This is a genomic window from Anaerolineales bacterium, from assembly GCA_015075625.1.
In the GTDB taxonomy this organism is placed as follows: Bacteria; Chloroflexota; Anaerolineae; order Aggregatilineales; family UBA2796; genus UBA2796.
This window is the reverse complement of the sequence record JABTTZ010000005.1, coordinates 65,334-79,296: the sequence shown is the minus strand read 5'-3', so window position 1 is coordinate 79,296 and position 13,963 is coordinate 65,334. Positions and strand designations below refer to the sequence as shown.

10 protein-coding genes are annotated in these 13,963 nt (G+C 57.0%); 6 read left to right on the top strand and 4 right to left on the bottom strand.

Going from position 1 to position 13,963, the window contains the following annotated elements; genetic code table 11:
• Positions 1-42 precede the first annotated feature (42 nt).
• On the top strand, positions 43-1,512 hold the full coding sequence (locus tag HS103_19410; protein ID MBE7514962.1) for a HAMP domain-containing protein: 1,470 nt from the start codon (positions 43-45) through the stop codon (positions 1,510-1,512).
• Between the two features lie 32 nt (positions 1,513-1,544).
• On the top strand, positions 1,545-3,077 hold the full coding sequence (locus tag HS103_19405) for a hypothetical protein (protein MBE7514961.1): 1,533 nt from the start codon (positions 1,545-1,547) through the stop codon (positions 3,075-3,077).
• A gap of 10 nt (positions 3,078-3,087) precedes the next feature.
• Here the strand turns inward: HS103_19405 and HS103_19400 are convergent, their stop codons facing one another.
• Complete coding sequence (locus HS103_19400) at positions 3,088-4,329, bottom strand: exonuclease SbcCD subunit D (GenBank protein ID MBE7514960.1); 1,242 nt, start codon at positions 4,327-4,329, stop codon at positions 3,088-3,090.
• 56 nt (positions 4,330-4,385) lie between these two features.
• On the opposite strand from HS103_19400, the gene HS103_19395 reads away from it, so the two are divergent.
• From HS103_19395 to HS103_19380, 4 genes are all read left to right on the top strand, one after another.
• A complete protein-coding gene (locus tag HS103_19395; protein MBE7514959.1) occupies positions 4,386-5,255 on the top strand; it encodes a GNAT family N-acetyltransferase in 870 nt (289 codons plus the stop codon).
• A gap of 132 nt (positions 5,256-5,387) precedes the next feature.
• Complete coding sequence (locus HS103_19390; protein MBE7514958.1) at positions 5,388-6,947, top strand: carbohydrate kinase; 1,560 nt, start codon at positions 5,388-5,390, stop codon at positions 6,945-6,947.
• A gap of 8 nt (positions 6,948-6,955) precedes the next feature.
• A complete protein-coding gene (locus HS103_19385) occupies positions 6,956-9,247 on the top strand; it encodes a DUF2142 domain-containing protein (protein ID MBE7514957.1) in 2,292 nt (763 codons plus the stop codon).
• 439 nt (positions 9,248-9,686) lie between these two features.
• Positions 9,687-10,181 carry a hypothetical protein gene (locus tag HS103_19380; GenBank protein MBE7514956.1) on the top strand — a complete coding sequence of 165 codons (495 nt, stop codon included), beginning with the start codon at positions 9,687-9,689 and terminating at the stop codon, positions 10,179-10,181.
• Positions 10,182-10,217: 36 nt separating this feature from the next.
• On the opposite strand, the gene HS103_19375 is transcribed toward HS103_19380, so the two are convergent.
• The 3 genes from HS103_19375 to HS103_19365 all read right to left on the bottom strand — a co-directional run bounded on the left by HS103_19375 (position 10,218) and on the right by HS103_19365 (position 13,934).
• The gene (locus HS103_19375) at positions 10,218-11,045 is read right to left on the bottom strand and encodes an enoyl-ACP reductase (GenBank protein ID MBE7514955.1); all 828 of its coding nucleotides are present in this window, start codon (positions 11,043-11,045) and stop codon (positions 10,218-10,220) included.
• Entirely contained in the window at positions 11,042-11,686 is a 645-nt protein-coding gene (locus HS103_19370; GenBank protein MBE7514954.1) for a DNA-3-methyladenine glycosylase, read from the bottom strand. The genes HS103_19375 and HS103_19370 overlap by 4 nt, the downstream gene beginning before the upstream one ends.
• Before the next feature lie 61 nt (positions 11,687-11,747).
• Positions 11,748-13,934, bottom strand: a complete 2,187-nt coding sequence (locus HS103_19365) for a glycosyltransferase family 39 protein (GenBank protein MBE7514953.1) — start codon at positions 13,932-13,934, stop codon at positions 11,748-11,750.
• Positions 13,935-13,963: the final 29 nt, after the last annotated feature.

The following is a 13,963-nucleotide window of genomic DNA, read 5'->3' as shown; positions in this document are numbered from 1 at the left end:
ATGTACACTAGCCGCCATTGGGAATGGTTGGGACTGTTTTGTATGTCAATCCGTACACGCCTCACGTTGTGGTACTCCCTCCTTTTAGGAACGGTGATCGTCGTTTTTGGGATTTCGTCCTTCACCCTTTTGAACTGGGCGTGGCGGACGCAAATTCAAGACAACATGCGCCTTGCCGCCGAGGGCATTGTGGAGACGATCTCCTCCTCGTTCGATACGATCACCGGCGAGATCAATCGCCCTCCGCTGCAACGGCGACTTTCGCAGATGATTTACACCGCACCGGGGATGTATGTCCAAATCTGGGGACGGGATGGAGGGATGATTGAGCAAACGGCAAACACCACCTTCATTTATCCCTTTGATCGTCAAGGCTTGATGAACGTTCAGTTGACGACGATTGACGTGATTCTAGACGACGGAACGCCAGCGATAGTCTCCACCTTTCCCCTTGTGCGCCCTGATGGGGGACACATTGGCGCTATCCAAATTATGTCGCCGTTGACACTCTTAAAAGCGGCAATGAGCCGCTTGGTGTGGGTCATGGTGGGAGCGGGGGGGGTGGCGCTGGTGGTGTCCTTCCTCATCGGGTTGATCATTGCGGGGCAGGCGCTTCAGCCAATTGAGACAATCAGCCAGATTGCCACGCAAATCACCGCCGCCGATGACCTGAGCAAGCGCATTCCCTATGAGGGGGCGAACGACGAATTGGGTCAACTGGCGGCAACCTTCAACACAACCTTAGCCCGTCTTGAACGGCTTTTTAAGGCGCAGCGGCGCTTTGTTGCCGATATTTCCCATGAACTGCGGACGCCGCTGACCACGATTCAAGGGAATGTTGATCTCATCCGCCGCTTTTATCCGCAGATGGATTCCCTTGAAGTAGAGGCGATTGAGAGCGAGAACAAGCGGATGGTGCGTTTGGTGGGCGATCTGCTGCTGTTGGCACAGGCAGACGCCGGACGGCTACCACTTGATATGCGGATTATCGATATGGACACCCTTGCCCTTGAGCTTTACCGCCAAGCGAAAGTTTTGGCGGGGAAAAAGGTAGAGGTTGTTTCGGCAGGGATTGAAGCAGTGCGCATCAAGGGGGATACGGATCGCCTCAAGCAGCTTATGCTCAACCTGATCACGAATGCCATTAAATACACCCCTGAAGGGGGACGGGTGACCTTGCAACTTCGCTATGATGAGGGGTTTGCCAAATTCAGCGTCCGCGATACGGGGATTGGGATTCCCGAAAAAGATCTTCCCCACATCTTTGAGCGTTTTTATCGTGTAGACAAGGCACGCGCCCGCGACATGGGCGGGGCGGGCTTGGGACTCTCTATTTCGTTGTGGATCGCTGAGGCACACGGCGGACGGATCTTCGTAGAGAGCGTCCCCGAACAGGGATCGACCTTCACTGTTCAGCTTCCCGCCTTGGGCGATGTGCAGCCGGAATCAACGCGGGAGACGCAGCGACGGCTGCCCATTTTACGTCGTGGAGCGACGATTAAACCAGGCTAAGCTGGACACACAGAAAGTCAACGAGCTAGGCGATGGGACGTGTGGTTGGGATCGTCAGCGGATTAGTGCTTCTCTGCCTTCTGGGTGTTGCCGGAGCGCGGGGACTGGGCTTGCGCGGGGACGACGGCGAACGCTGCTTGTATGTGGTGGAGCAGGGCATTGGACGGCGGGAGATGCCGCCACTGCTGATCGACGTTGCCAGCGGACGTGGGATTGTCACTCACCGCCCCGAACCCATCCGGCACTATCTTGATACATACCTTCCCAACCCCTATTCAACGCATGTGATCCGCCTTTGGGAAGGTCAGACGAACCGTTTGCGTGGGATCAGCCTTGCCGCCATAGGCGGAACACCGGCACAGAGATGGGAAACGGTTGTCGCCTTTCCAGAAAATATGATTCCCCAGTATCAGCAATGGTCTCCCAACGGACGCTATTTCCTCGTTCAGTATGTCACGCCCCGTACAAGCCGTATCAGTTTAGGGGTGGTGAACGTCACCGATGGCTCATGGGCAACCTATGAGATCGGGGCGTATTCGGAGATTGGAAACACCCTCGTTGGGTGGTCGGGCAGCGGCGATTACATCCTCTCCACGATAGAGCGGGCATCCTCACCCGGGCGACGGTGGGTCGTTTTATGGTCAATAGCCCCGCTCAAAATGGCGCAATTCGTCGGGATTCCGAGTTATGGGGAAGGCGATATTCAGGCGATTCAGAGTGCCATCACAGGGGATACCTTCGCCGTCACCTACACCTACCGAACGCGCCGCGCTGAGGTCTTTGTCATTGGGGCGGCGGGCATTGCCGTTGTTCCCCCAAAGGAACGCTTTTTTCAGCCGCGTGAAGCGCTGCTCTCTACCGAGGGGGAGACGCTTGGGTATACCTACAACAACCTAACAAAGGATGCGGCTTGGGTCATCTATGCCATAAAGGGCAGCCGCTTAAACCCGCTTGCTGAGGGCGTGCTGAAAGGGGCAACACCGATAGATGCCATGCGATTGCCGCGCCTTTCATTGGTGTGGCTAAAAGAGGCTTTTGTGAAGGCGGTAAAAGCGCTGCTTGCCGAGGGGTTTAGCCTGCCGATGATCGTGCGCTCAAGCGCCTACCCCTTCACCGTTGCCTATGAGGACAGCGCGGGCTACTATCACATTCATATTTATGAGCCGAACGGTGGGGCTACCTACCAATACACAATGCCCCCTAATAATGGTAGCTACCTCAATAAAGTGTCGGTGATGATTCGACAAGCAGGGGATAGTCAGCGGGCGCTGTGGTATTACGTACCGGGAGCGAATGGGCATCTTTTTTTACCTGAACTGTGGTATTTCGACGCCCCCGAAAGCAAGGGGATTTCCCTTGATGAAAACAGGCTAGTGGCTGATTTTGCATGGTCGCGGGAAGGTAATTGGTTTGCCGTGTTGGATCGTTTCTTTCACGTCGTGGAAGAAACCTATCAACTACGCTTTTTCAGCGGGGATGGCGTTTTCCGGGGGCAGATCGATCATGATTTTTATTCCCCATTTTGGGGGTGGACAAGTTGCGACCCACGCTCCCACCAGCCTTAACCACCACGCCTTAGCCACCTTCGGCATCGCCCTGTAAGAAAGGCGCGGCGTAGGTGAGCAAGTCTTCAACATATTCTGGCGAATAATTCAGAGAGACAAAATAGCGTTCGAGCAGTTCATGAGGAGTCAACCCCTCTGGAACATCCCCCAAGCGCGAACGAGCGCTGCGTTCCACCTCTTTGCTCAGGGTGTAGACACTCGCTTTGCTGTCCTTCAGAGCGGCGTAGATGGGTGCATCGCGGATCAGTTTTTCGGACTCCACATCGGCACGGAGAATCACGCGCACCACCGCCTCTGCCAACTCTGCCTCGTGGATTGCCGCCAAGATGTTCGGCATGGGGTCGATCTCACCGCGCACATCAATGCGCAGCGTGACAAATGGACGGCTGCGGACGGGGACAAATTTCCATCGCGTTTTGCCCCGCTCAAGATCAACCCAACAAAACCCTTTGGGCTGGCGTTCCTCACCGAAGTCAATCCGTTCCATGCTGCCCGCGTAGACAACGGGCGTCGCGCCTTGCCGTCCGCCGGTGAGGTTTTGATGCTTGTGGATATGCCCCAAGGCGACATAATCCCACGCGGGGGTATCCAGGGCGCTGATGGGGACAATCGTATCGCGCCCAATCATGATCCCCTGCTCACTGCCCAGTTCTGCCCCGCTGACGCTGAAATGCCCAACAAGGACACGTGGGGCGTCAGCAGGCTGCGCGTTTTCGGCACGTTTGCCTAGAATATCCAATTCGCCAATCAGAGCCTCTAGCAAGAGCGCATCCAATTCGGAGATCGATTTCCCCTGTGCGCGGCTGTCTTTGAGCAGCGTCTGGCGGATGGGGTAGGGCGCTGTGCCAACAAAGACTTTCCCACTGGGCGTCTCGACATCATAGAGATCATACTGGCTGCCGACCAAAACACCGGGGACGTTTAGTGTATCGTAAATATCGATGCTGGAAGCGCGGTGTTCGCTCTGCGCCATGTCGTGATTGCCAATGAGCAAGACAACGGGACAGCGGGCGGCAAGGTCACTGACACGGTGGGCAAACTCGCGCTGGATAGTGGGGTTTGGTTGGCGGTTTTTAAAGGCATCTCCGGCGAAGATCACTAAATCGGCTTGTTCGCGGGTGGCATAGGCGACCAGTTCATCCAAACGGGCGCAAAAGTCGTGAATCCGACTGTTAATCCCATCTTGGGCGTTCGTTTTCCCATAAAGTTCAACGCCAAGATGGAAATCTGCAAAATGGAGGAGTTTGACCATTAGGGGTAAGCTTCTCTAGAATGTCTGAATAGAGTTGATTTTAACGCGAGATAGACATGGCTGCCCCATCGCTGAAACTGACTGCCTATATGCGCTTAAACCGCCATGCTGTCCTTCATATGATCAGCCATGGGAGATGTTACGTTCATCTGCATCTTGATTGGGACAACATAGAGGATTGGCTACGCCACCCCGATGCGCCGATAGTTCTTGCCTGGCAAAACCGCCGCCTGATTGGGGTGATTGCCGCGGCGACGCCGATTGAGGGGACAAGCTGGCTGCGCCTGATCGCCATTGAGAAGACGGTGGACACCCACGCGATTTTGCTCGCCTTATGGCAGCAGCTACGGGAGGTATTGGGCGATGTGGGCGTTACGACGATGGGTATTCTATCGCTTTACCCCTGGCTGGAGGGTTACCTTGCCGATCTCGGCTTTAGCTACAGCGAATCGATTGTAAACCTAGAACGGCGGGGCGTGATTCCCCTCCCCTCTCCTCGCCCTGCTGTGAACGAGGCGATCCACATTCGTCACGGCGATTTTCGTCAGGCTGACCAGGCATTAGCGGTGGATCAGGCAGCCTTTCTTCCGCTGTGGCAAATGACACCCAGCGGAATGCGTCATGCCATTCGTGAGGCGGCGTTATTCACCCTTGCTGAGCGTGAAGGGCGCATCGTGGGGTATCAGTTTTCAACCCTTCTTGGGCATGTTGCCCACCTTTCGCGGCTTGGTGTCTTGCCCGAAACACAAGGGCAAGGGATTGGCGGAGCCCTGGTGGGGGAGATGCTCGATCACTTCATGGGGCGAGGTGTTCTCAATTTCACTGTGAACACACAAGCCAGCAACCTAGCATCGCGGCGTGTTTATGAGCGCTATGGCTTTCAACACGCCGGTGTGGATACGCCCTTTTGGTTCATGCGGCTGTAGGGACAGGTTGTATGTTTTTTCGCACAAGGCAACCATTTCCGCTGTACACTCGTGAGGTTATGGCGCTTGCGTCTCACCCTAAAAGGACTTGCGGCAACTTGGTAGTTGGGTTCACGCCGGAGAATCTACGTTATGACCGATTTACTTCTCGCCCTCGATAACGGCACACAAAGCGTCCGCGCCCTCGCCTTTGACCTGCGCGGAAACCTCGTCGGGCGCTCCCAAGTCAAGATCACGCCCTATACCTCTCCTCAACCCGGGTGGGCGGAGCAGAGCGCCGACTATTTTTGGGAGTCGCTTTGTCAGGCGTGCCAGGGCTTGTGGGCAAGTGGGATTGATCCGGCACGGATTGCTGGAGTGAGCATCACCAGCCAGCGGGGGACGGTGATCAACCTCGACAAAACAGGGATGCCACTCCGTCCGGCAATTGTCTGGTTAGATCAACGAACGACGCCGAATCTCCCGCCGGTGGGTGGACTGTGGGGGCTGATCTTCCGCCTAATCCGTATGCGGGAGACCATTGCTTACATTCAAGCTGAGGCAGAATTCAACTGGTTGTATCGGAATCAGCCGGACATTGTTGATAAAACGCACAAATACCTTTTGCTCTCTGGCTACCACACATACAAGCTGACCGGACGCTATGCCGATTCCATTGGCTGCATGGTTGGCTACCTCCCCTTTGATTTCAAAAAGCATGGCTGGTGCGCCCCCAATGATTGGAAGTGGACGGCAATGCCCATCGACGCCGCCCAACTTCCAGAGGTGCTGCCCCCGGGTGCGGAACTTGGTCGGGTGACGGCGGAGGCTGCCGCCCAAACAGGGTTGCGCCCCGGCACGCCGGTGATCGCCGCTGGATCAGACAAAGCCTGCGAGGTATTAGGGTCGGGCTGCCTAACGCCGGAAATTGCCTGTCTGGGCTATGGGACAACAGCGACCATCGTCATGCACTCGGAAAAGTATGTAGAGGTGACGCCCTTCATCCCACCCTATCCCGCTGCCGTCCCCGGCGCGTTCAACCTTGAGACACAGGTTTTTCGCGGCTATTGGATGGTGAGTTGGTTCAAACAGCAGTTCGGACACCGCGAGGAACAGATTGCCGCGGAAAAACAGATTGCTGCTGAGGAACTTTTCGATGCCCTTTTGGGGGAGTCGCCAGCGGGGGCAATGGGCTTGATGTTACAGCCGTATTGGACGCCCGGAATCAAACGCCCCGGACGGGAGGCAAAAGGGGCGGTGATCGGCTTTGGCGAGATGCACACCCGCGCCCATGTGTACCGCGCCATTGTAGAAGGGGTTGCCTATGCTCTGCGCGAGGGGAAAGACCGCGCCGAGGCACGCGGCAAGGTTGCCGTCAAGGGACTGCGCGTCTGCGGGGGCGGCTCGCAGAGCGATGCGGTGATGCAGATCACCGCCGATGTTTTTGGGCTGCCCGCCGAACGCCCCCATACTTTTGAGGCGTCGGGGTTGGGCGCGGCGATGGATGCCGCTGTTGGATTGGGACTGCACCGTGACTTTCCCACTGCCGTTGAGGAGATGACGCGCATCAGCCGCGTTTTCGAACCGGACGCAGCGCGGGCGGAAACCTATGATGCCCTCTATCAGCGGGTGTACCTGCCCATGTATGGGCGCTTGAAACCGCTCTATCAGGCGATTCGGGCGATCACGAATTATCCACCGATGCTAGATTGACAGCACCAATGTTTGTTCAAGCTCATCGCCATGCCTTTCGCCTGATTCTGCTTGGCTATCTGCTTTTGGGGGCGGTCTATGCGATCACGATTCCCATCTATGAAGCGCCGGACGAAAGCTATCATTTTGCCCTAATTCAGCGCATCGCCAACGATTTCACGCTCCCCGTTCAGCGGGCTGACCAGAAACGCCCCGAAGATTCGCCGGATGATCCACTGTGGTTTCAGGAGGGCAGCCAACCGCCGCTTTATTACCTGATTAGCGCGGGGATCGTCCGCCTTGCCGAAGGGCATCAGCCGCCGCTGCGCCTCCCTGTGAACGACCACGCTGCTATTGGGATCGGTTTGGCGCGCCAGAACAACAATGTCTATCTCCATCACGGGGCGGGAACGGACATTCCGGCGGCTGTCAGCACCGCCTTCTACCTTGTGCGGTGGTTCAGCCTCATCCTCGGCATGGTGACGTTGATCGGCGTGTGGGGCATTGCCCGCCGCACCCTTCCAGCGGGAATTGCCCCACTGGTTACTGTCGCTTTCGTCGCCTTCAACCCCCAATTTCTGTTTATGACCGCCAGTGTGAACAACGATAATCTTGTGGCGGCGTTCTCGGCATTGGGGCTGTGGGGCATTTTGGCATTCCTCAAGAACAGTGGGAACGCCCACAAGGATGCCTCTCTAGAGCGTCGCTTGGTGATCCTGTTGGGAATTCTCATGGGGATGGCGGCGTTGGCAAAGTTGAGCGGTCTGCTGCTTTACCCCACCGCCTTTGCCGCCCTCGGCATCGCCGTTTGGAAGCGGCAGATCAGCCTTCGCCGCGCCCTGTTCAGTGGGACGCTGTGGCTTGCCGCCTTTGCCCTGATCGCTGGCTGGTGGTATATCCGCAATCTGACGCTCTACGGCGACCCCACCGGAACGAGTAGGATGATTCAGATCATTGGGGCGCGGGAGACGCCCTACACGCTGGAGACCTTCCTGCGCGAGATGGAAGGCTTGCGGATCAGCTTTTGGGCGCTCTTTGGCTGGTTCAATGTGATCGGAGCGGGGTGGCTCTACCCGCTGATGGATGGGCTGACCGCCCTCGCCGTGATTGGTGGGATCATAGGGATTGCCCGTTTGTGGAAGGTGCGGGAGTGGGATCGCCTGCTGCCTTTTGGGGTGCTGGCGCTCCATAGCCTGATCATCTTCGCTGCCCTGATCCAATGGACGCGCCAAACCCCCGGCACACAGGGACGGCTGTTATTTCCGGCGTTGGGGGGCTTTGCCGCCCTGATGATTTTTGGCTGGGTCAGCCTGCTGCGGCTGCGCATCATGGGGAAAGGGTGGCTTTCTTCGGCGCTGATGAGTATAGGCATCTTACCCTTGATTACCGCTGCGGTGATCAGCCCCTTCACGGCGATCCGTTCCGCCTATGCTCCCCCGCTCACCGTTGAGGCACTCCCCGCCGAGGCTGTTCCCCTAAAGGTGCGCGTTGAAGGAATCAGGTTGCTTGGCTTTCACATCGACGCTGCCCCCGTCCTTCCGGGGGAGTCCGCCATTGTGACACTTTACTATCGCGGCGCTCCCGACCCGCGCAACCTGCGGCTCTCGCTAACGCGGCTTGGTTGGCGCGATGATCTGGGCAACCCTTATGACAAGATCAACGCCCATCCGGGCGGCGGAAATCTGCCGACCTCTGCCTTTCAGCCCGGCGTGATTTATAAGGATACCTATGGTGTCGCCGTTGATCCGTTGGCGGATGCGCCCGCGCAGTTTGCCTTTGAGGTGACATGGAGTGCGCTCAGTGAAGGTGTGGCAAGCCGACTTCCGCTCTATGATGACTCTGGCACAGCGCTTGCCTCGTTGATTCTACGGGGGGGGACGCTGGTCAACGCTACGCCGCCGCCCTCGCCCGCCATTGCCCAAAGGGCGATTTTTGGGGGGGTGATCGCTTGGCACGGCTACACCCTGAGCCGCGAAGGGAATGAAGGGACTATGGCAACCCTCGATTTTGTTTGGGAAGGGCTGGCAGCCATGGACGAGGATTTCAACATCCTTGTTCATCTGCTCCCGATGGAGGGTGAATCAGGTACAATGATTCCCATTCGGCAGGCGGATCATGCGCCGCGTGGGGGGCTGTACCCTACCTCAGCATGGGCGGTGGGTGTGCCGTTTGCAGATCGCGCCGTGCTTGATCTGGCGGGCGTGCCGTCGGGATCATACCAAATTGTGATTGGGGTCTATCGATTGGGAGATTTTACGCGGCTTCCGGTGGAGGGTGGCGGGGACACAGTGACCTTGAAGGATACGGTGCAGATACGCTAAGTACTGTTGACAGTGTAATTCCCGTAGGGGCGCAATGCCTTGCACCCATCGCCGCCCGTGAGCGCCCGCCGCTAAAGCAGCGGGCTAGGAGTAGCCACCCCTTCGGGGCTTGGAAACCCTAACCTCCACCCCGTAAACAGAGAGAGGTAATCGCTCCCCCTTTCCCCGCACGCGGAAAAAGGGGAGAAGTTTTGTGGGCGAGGGGGTGAGGGAGAAGCCCCCTCAAAGACGTGATTCCCCCTTCTCCCAGAGGGAGAAGGGGGTTAGGGAGATGAGGGCTATCTCTTTCTATGGATACCTTCCTGACGGACTACTGGAACGAACACGTTGAAAAGAGGATGCAAGCCGTCTCTTTCGCAGGCTGAAGAAGCGGTTTGCTTGTACTGCATCATGAGAACTCAATTGGAACGCCTAATTCCCCAAAGGAGTAGTTAACGAGATGCCGCGTCGTCCCCTCCCCGAACCCACCTACATCAGCGAGGTACTTCTGGGGTGCGTCCTTGCCCTGCCCCATGGCGACGGGAAAGGGATCGTCGTCTTGGGTGAGATTCCGCCCGACTATGCCGATCATGCCGTTCTCTTTGAGGGGGTGATCACCGTGCGGTTTGCCCTCACCTATAATTCCCCTGCCTTGCCGCCCCTTGTGCCCGGGTTGTTCGTCAGTGAGCGGGGCGTGGGGCTAACGGGACGAGAGGCGTGGGACTTCCTCTTTCAAAATTTCCAGCTTTACCCCCGCGCCGATCTAATTGGCATTGATGTCACTGGTGCAGGCGGGCAAACGTTTCTACGGGCGCTTGATTTTGGTGCGCCCGTGCGTACCTTTGCCTATGATTCCCCAGAAGCGGCGGTCCCCCTGACGGAGATTGTTGGGATCGTCAATGGTGCGGGGGAAACGCTCCCAGAGTTGATTGGGCGCTATGTAGAGGGTATGTAGGGACAAGGCGAGGGGCGCCCACCTTTCCACCGCGCCCTACTCGTTTGTTGAGTCGCCCTTGTTCTCCCCTTCAATTTGCGCCAACGCCCCTAGCGGGATTCCCATAATGCTGTAACCGCCGTCGATGTAGAGGGTTTGTCCGGTGATCATTTTCCCCGCATCGGAACACAGCCACGATGCCATTGCCCCGACATCTTCAATCGTCGCTGATCCCCGCAAGGGAGACGCCATCTCGCTGAAGCGGAGCATATCGCGGAAACCGGGAATACCCGCTGCCGAGAGTGTTTTGATCGGTCCGGGCGAGATCGCATTCACGCGGATGTGCTGCTCACCAAGCTCATAGGCAAGGTAGCGCACGCTTGCTTCTAGCGCCGCTTTTGCCACGCCCATCACGTTGTAATGGGGCATGACCTTTTCCGACCCATAATAGCTGAGCGTTAGGATCGTCCCCCCATCAGGCATGAGCGCACGCACGCGCTGCGCTAAAGCGACAAGGCTGTAGACGCTGACGCTCATCGCTGTGTTGAATCCGGTGCGGCTGGTCTGCATAAACTGCCCCTCAAGGTCTTGCCGTTCGGCAAAGGCGACAGCGTGAACAAGAATATCGATCCGCCCACCGAAATGATCAGCAGCTTTGGTAAACACAGCGTCAAGGGCGGCATCGTCAAGGACGTTACATTCTTCCACAAAGGGAATGGCAAGGCTTTCGGCAAGAGGCGCCACGCGCTTTTTCAAAACTTCGCCGGCGTAGCTTAAGCCGAGATTTGCCCCTGCTTCGTGAAGGGCTTGGGTGATTCCCCAGGCAATCGAATTTTTATTCGCTACGCCAAAGACAAGGGCGTTTTTTCCAGAAAGATGACTCATGGTTTTGTTTTCCTCTCCGATGGTGGCAAGGGTTTTGAGACATACGGGTTTCCCTTCACGCAGAAGCGCCAAGGAATCGAAAACCAGGGTTCGCTGACGCGCTTACCAAGCCCGATCCGTGCGCCAGTAACAACCTCTGCATTGGGGATGGGCGTCCCTGCCTCCAGCCATAAACCCGCCTCGGTAGTCGTTACATCGGCGCGGTTGTGCGCATCAGTAATGGCGAGGGCTTGGGTCAGGCGGGCGGGTCCGCTTGTCCATTCCTTTGCAGTGCGTCCGGTGCGTCGCTCTGCAATCTGATCTAACCCCTCGGTTGGCTCAAGGGCGCGGATCAAAACAGCGGCGGGCTGTTCGGCAGGTTCAACCACGATATTGATCAGCCACATCGTCCCTCGGCACAGGTAAACATATGCCCGTCCCGGCGCTTCCCACATAGGGAGGTTGCGCGGTGTTTTCTTGACCCGTCCGTGCGAGGCGAGATCATCGTGTCCGGTGTATGCCTCTGTCTCAACAATTCGCCCGGCAAGGCGTGTGCCATCAGGCAGTTGGCGGACGAGAACCTGCCCCAACAGGGCGCGGGCAACCTCCACCGCGTGCGGCAGGTAGGTTTCAGGGGGGAGGGGTTGGGGTTTCATGGTCATAGACCTCGTAGTTCGTCAAGAAAATTTCTAAAAGAACCAAAAACGTCAACACAGCCTAGCCTTAGCCGCGCTCATAGACATACAAGCCAAGCGAGCCATCTTGCCCAAGATAGACCTGCCGAACGCGCCCGCCCGGATAACGCTCCACGAATTTATCAAGGTCTTCCTTGCGTTCGGGGGCGGCAATGACGGTGAAGGGCTGTGCGGCGTTGAAGTTGAACAAGCCATCGTCAAGGATGTTGTACGAACGCCCCATCATGAAATACTGGACAACAAGAGTGCTTTCAACACCCGTTGCAAACTGGTTGATCAAGATAATCTGTCGCCCGGAGGTGGCGGCGGCAACCATCTCGCGGGCGGTGGCGTTCGTTGCCCAATTGGGTCGGTTGCGCAAAAAGGGGGATTCGGGGATATAGACACCGTAGTAGAACCATGCATTGCCCAAAAAGAGCAGGACACCAATGCCCAAGACGATGTTTTTGTACGCGCCCGGACGACCCACAATCTTCGCCAAACCATAGGCAGCCGCCATCGCACCCATAATCACCAGTAGGGACATTGCCGAAACTGCTGGATAATAGCGTTGGTATTGCGGCGGGCTGATAGAGAGCGTAGAGCCGACCAAGATCACCGAGAATGTCCATCCTAAAGGGAGCGACCAACGCGGGCGCCGCCAAATGACAATCAGCGAGAGCAGCACGCCGATCAACAGCAGCGGGGCGCCCCACACACCGAGCATGTTTGAGCCACGCCCAATCCAGCCGCTTTGGTCGGGGATTTGAAAAAGCGCTAAGAACGAATGGCGAAACTGAGTGACAAGGTAATCGGTAACACTTTCGCCATTATCGGCAATGCGCTGCAACTGCCCGCCAAGCAAGATGTTCGGTTCGGCGCGGGTGCTGATCGGTTCATGGAAGTAAAACAGGTAATGGTTTTGCGGAAGGGCGATCAAAAAGGCGCTGATAGGGATAATCATCAGATAACGCCACTGCCGCCGGATTAAGGGGCGTTCAGCAATATAGAGGAAGATGAGGTAAGCGATCATCACCGGAATCACCAACCGCCCACCGAGGTAAAACAACTGCGCACAGGCAAGCATACACCCAGACAGGACATAATCGGTAGGCGCGGCACGGCGCAGCCCCCGTAGCAAAAAGTAAAAGGAAAGCGTGGCAAAGAGCGGATCGCCCGGCTGGTTCATCGAGAGCCGTGCCAACTGAACATGGAAAAACCAGGGCAGCATGAACAACGTCGCGGCGAGGGAAATCCGCCAGCCAAAGAGTTCCCGACCCAACAAAAAGAGGGCAGCCACCCCTAACGCCCCCATAATGGCAGAGGGCATCCGCGCCGCTTCAAGGGTAAAGCCCAAAAGGGCATTAGAAACGCCAATCATCGCCTGATACATACGGGGGTGGCTGTGAAAGCCGGGTTCAAAGGGCGTGATCAGAAATTTTTCGAGGACAAAGGACGCCCCCTCACGGGCAAAAATCGCCTCGTCCTGATCAAGGACATCTGGGTTACCGCCGAGGTTTGTCCCCCGAATCACCATGCCAGCGACGAACAAGGCGATCACAATGCCATATTCATACCAACGCATCGGATGGGTGTTGGGACGGCGTGCTTCGCCCTCTGCCGGGGCAAACGCCATGACCAGTGCCACCATTGCCAAAATCCACAAAATAAGATGTTCCCACAGGTATGCCTCTTGGGGTTTTAGGATGGATCGGTAGGACACCCATGCCAGCAGCCCGAAAGCGATCACCAGCCATACCCACCGAATTTTCAGACGGTGGGCATCATCGGCGGCGGGCTGGACGGTCACTGCCCCGTCAATAGGAGGGTACTGGCGTTTCAAGGTGGCATAAAACATCGCCAAGCCAACGAGGATGAACGCCCACCCCCCGCTAATCGGTCTATCGTTGGGGTCTTGGTAAATCTGAAACTGCCCGATATACATGAGGGCAAGGCTGGCTACGAGGGCAATCCCTTGCTGCCAATGCACTTGGGTAATCAGACGATTCATCCGTTCAAAAAAGGTGCTGATCTGCGTCCCTAAAGAAAGGGATTCCCCCTGAGCGCGGACGGCTGATCCACTTCGTCCCTCAGAGACACTGAGCGCGACAGAAAGGGCAAGCGAGACGAGGACAATCCCCGCCATAAAGAGAAATGCTGTCTGGGGGGGTTGGGTCAGCAGCACCAGCACACACCCGAAAAGGATCGCGGCAAAGGCAAGCCAACGGTTTTGCACAGGAAATGCCTTACTTAGTCAGAGGATTA

Bases quoted from the DNA above. Each gene is read 5' to 3' on its own strand.
- HS103_19410 (MBE7514962.1), top strand. From the start codon at position 43: ATGTCAATCCGTACACGCCTCACGTTGTGGTACTCCCTCCTTTTAGGA.
- HS103_19405 (MBE7514961.1), top strand. From the start codon at position 1,545: ATGGGACGTGTGGTTGGGATCGTCAGCGGATTAGTGCTTCTCTGCCTT.
- HS103_19400 (MBE7514960.1), bottom strand. From the start codon at position 4,329: ATGGTCAAACTCCTCCATTTTGCAGATTTCCATCTTGGCGTTGAACTT.
- HS103_19395 (MBE7514959.1), top strand. From the start codon at position 4,386: ATGGCTGCCCCATCGCTGAAACTGACTGCCTATATGCGCTTAAACCGC.
- HS103_19390 (MBE7514958.1), top strand. From the start codon at position 5,388: ATGACCGATTTACTTCTCGCCCTCGATAACGGCACACAAAGCGTCCGC.
- HS103_19385 (MBE7514957.1), top strand. From the start codon at position 6,956: ATGTTTGTTCAAGCTCATCGCCATGCCTTTCGCCTGATTCTGCTTGGC.
- HS103_19380 (MBE7514956.1), top strand. From the start codon at position 9,687: ATGCCGCGTCGTCCCCTCCCCGAACCCACCTACATCAGCGAGGTACTT.
- HS103_19375 (MBE7514955.1), bottom strand. From the start codon at position 11,045: ATGAGTCATCTTTCTGGAAAAAACGCCCTTGTCTTTGGCGTAGCGAAT.
- HS103_19370 (MBE7514954.1), bottom strand. From the start codon at position 11,686: ATGACCATGAAACCCCAACCCCTCCCCCCTGAAACCTACCTGCCGCAC.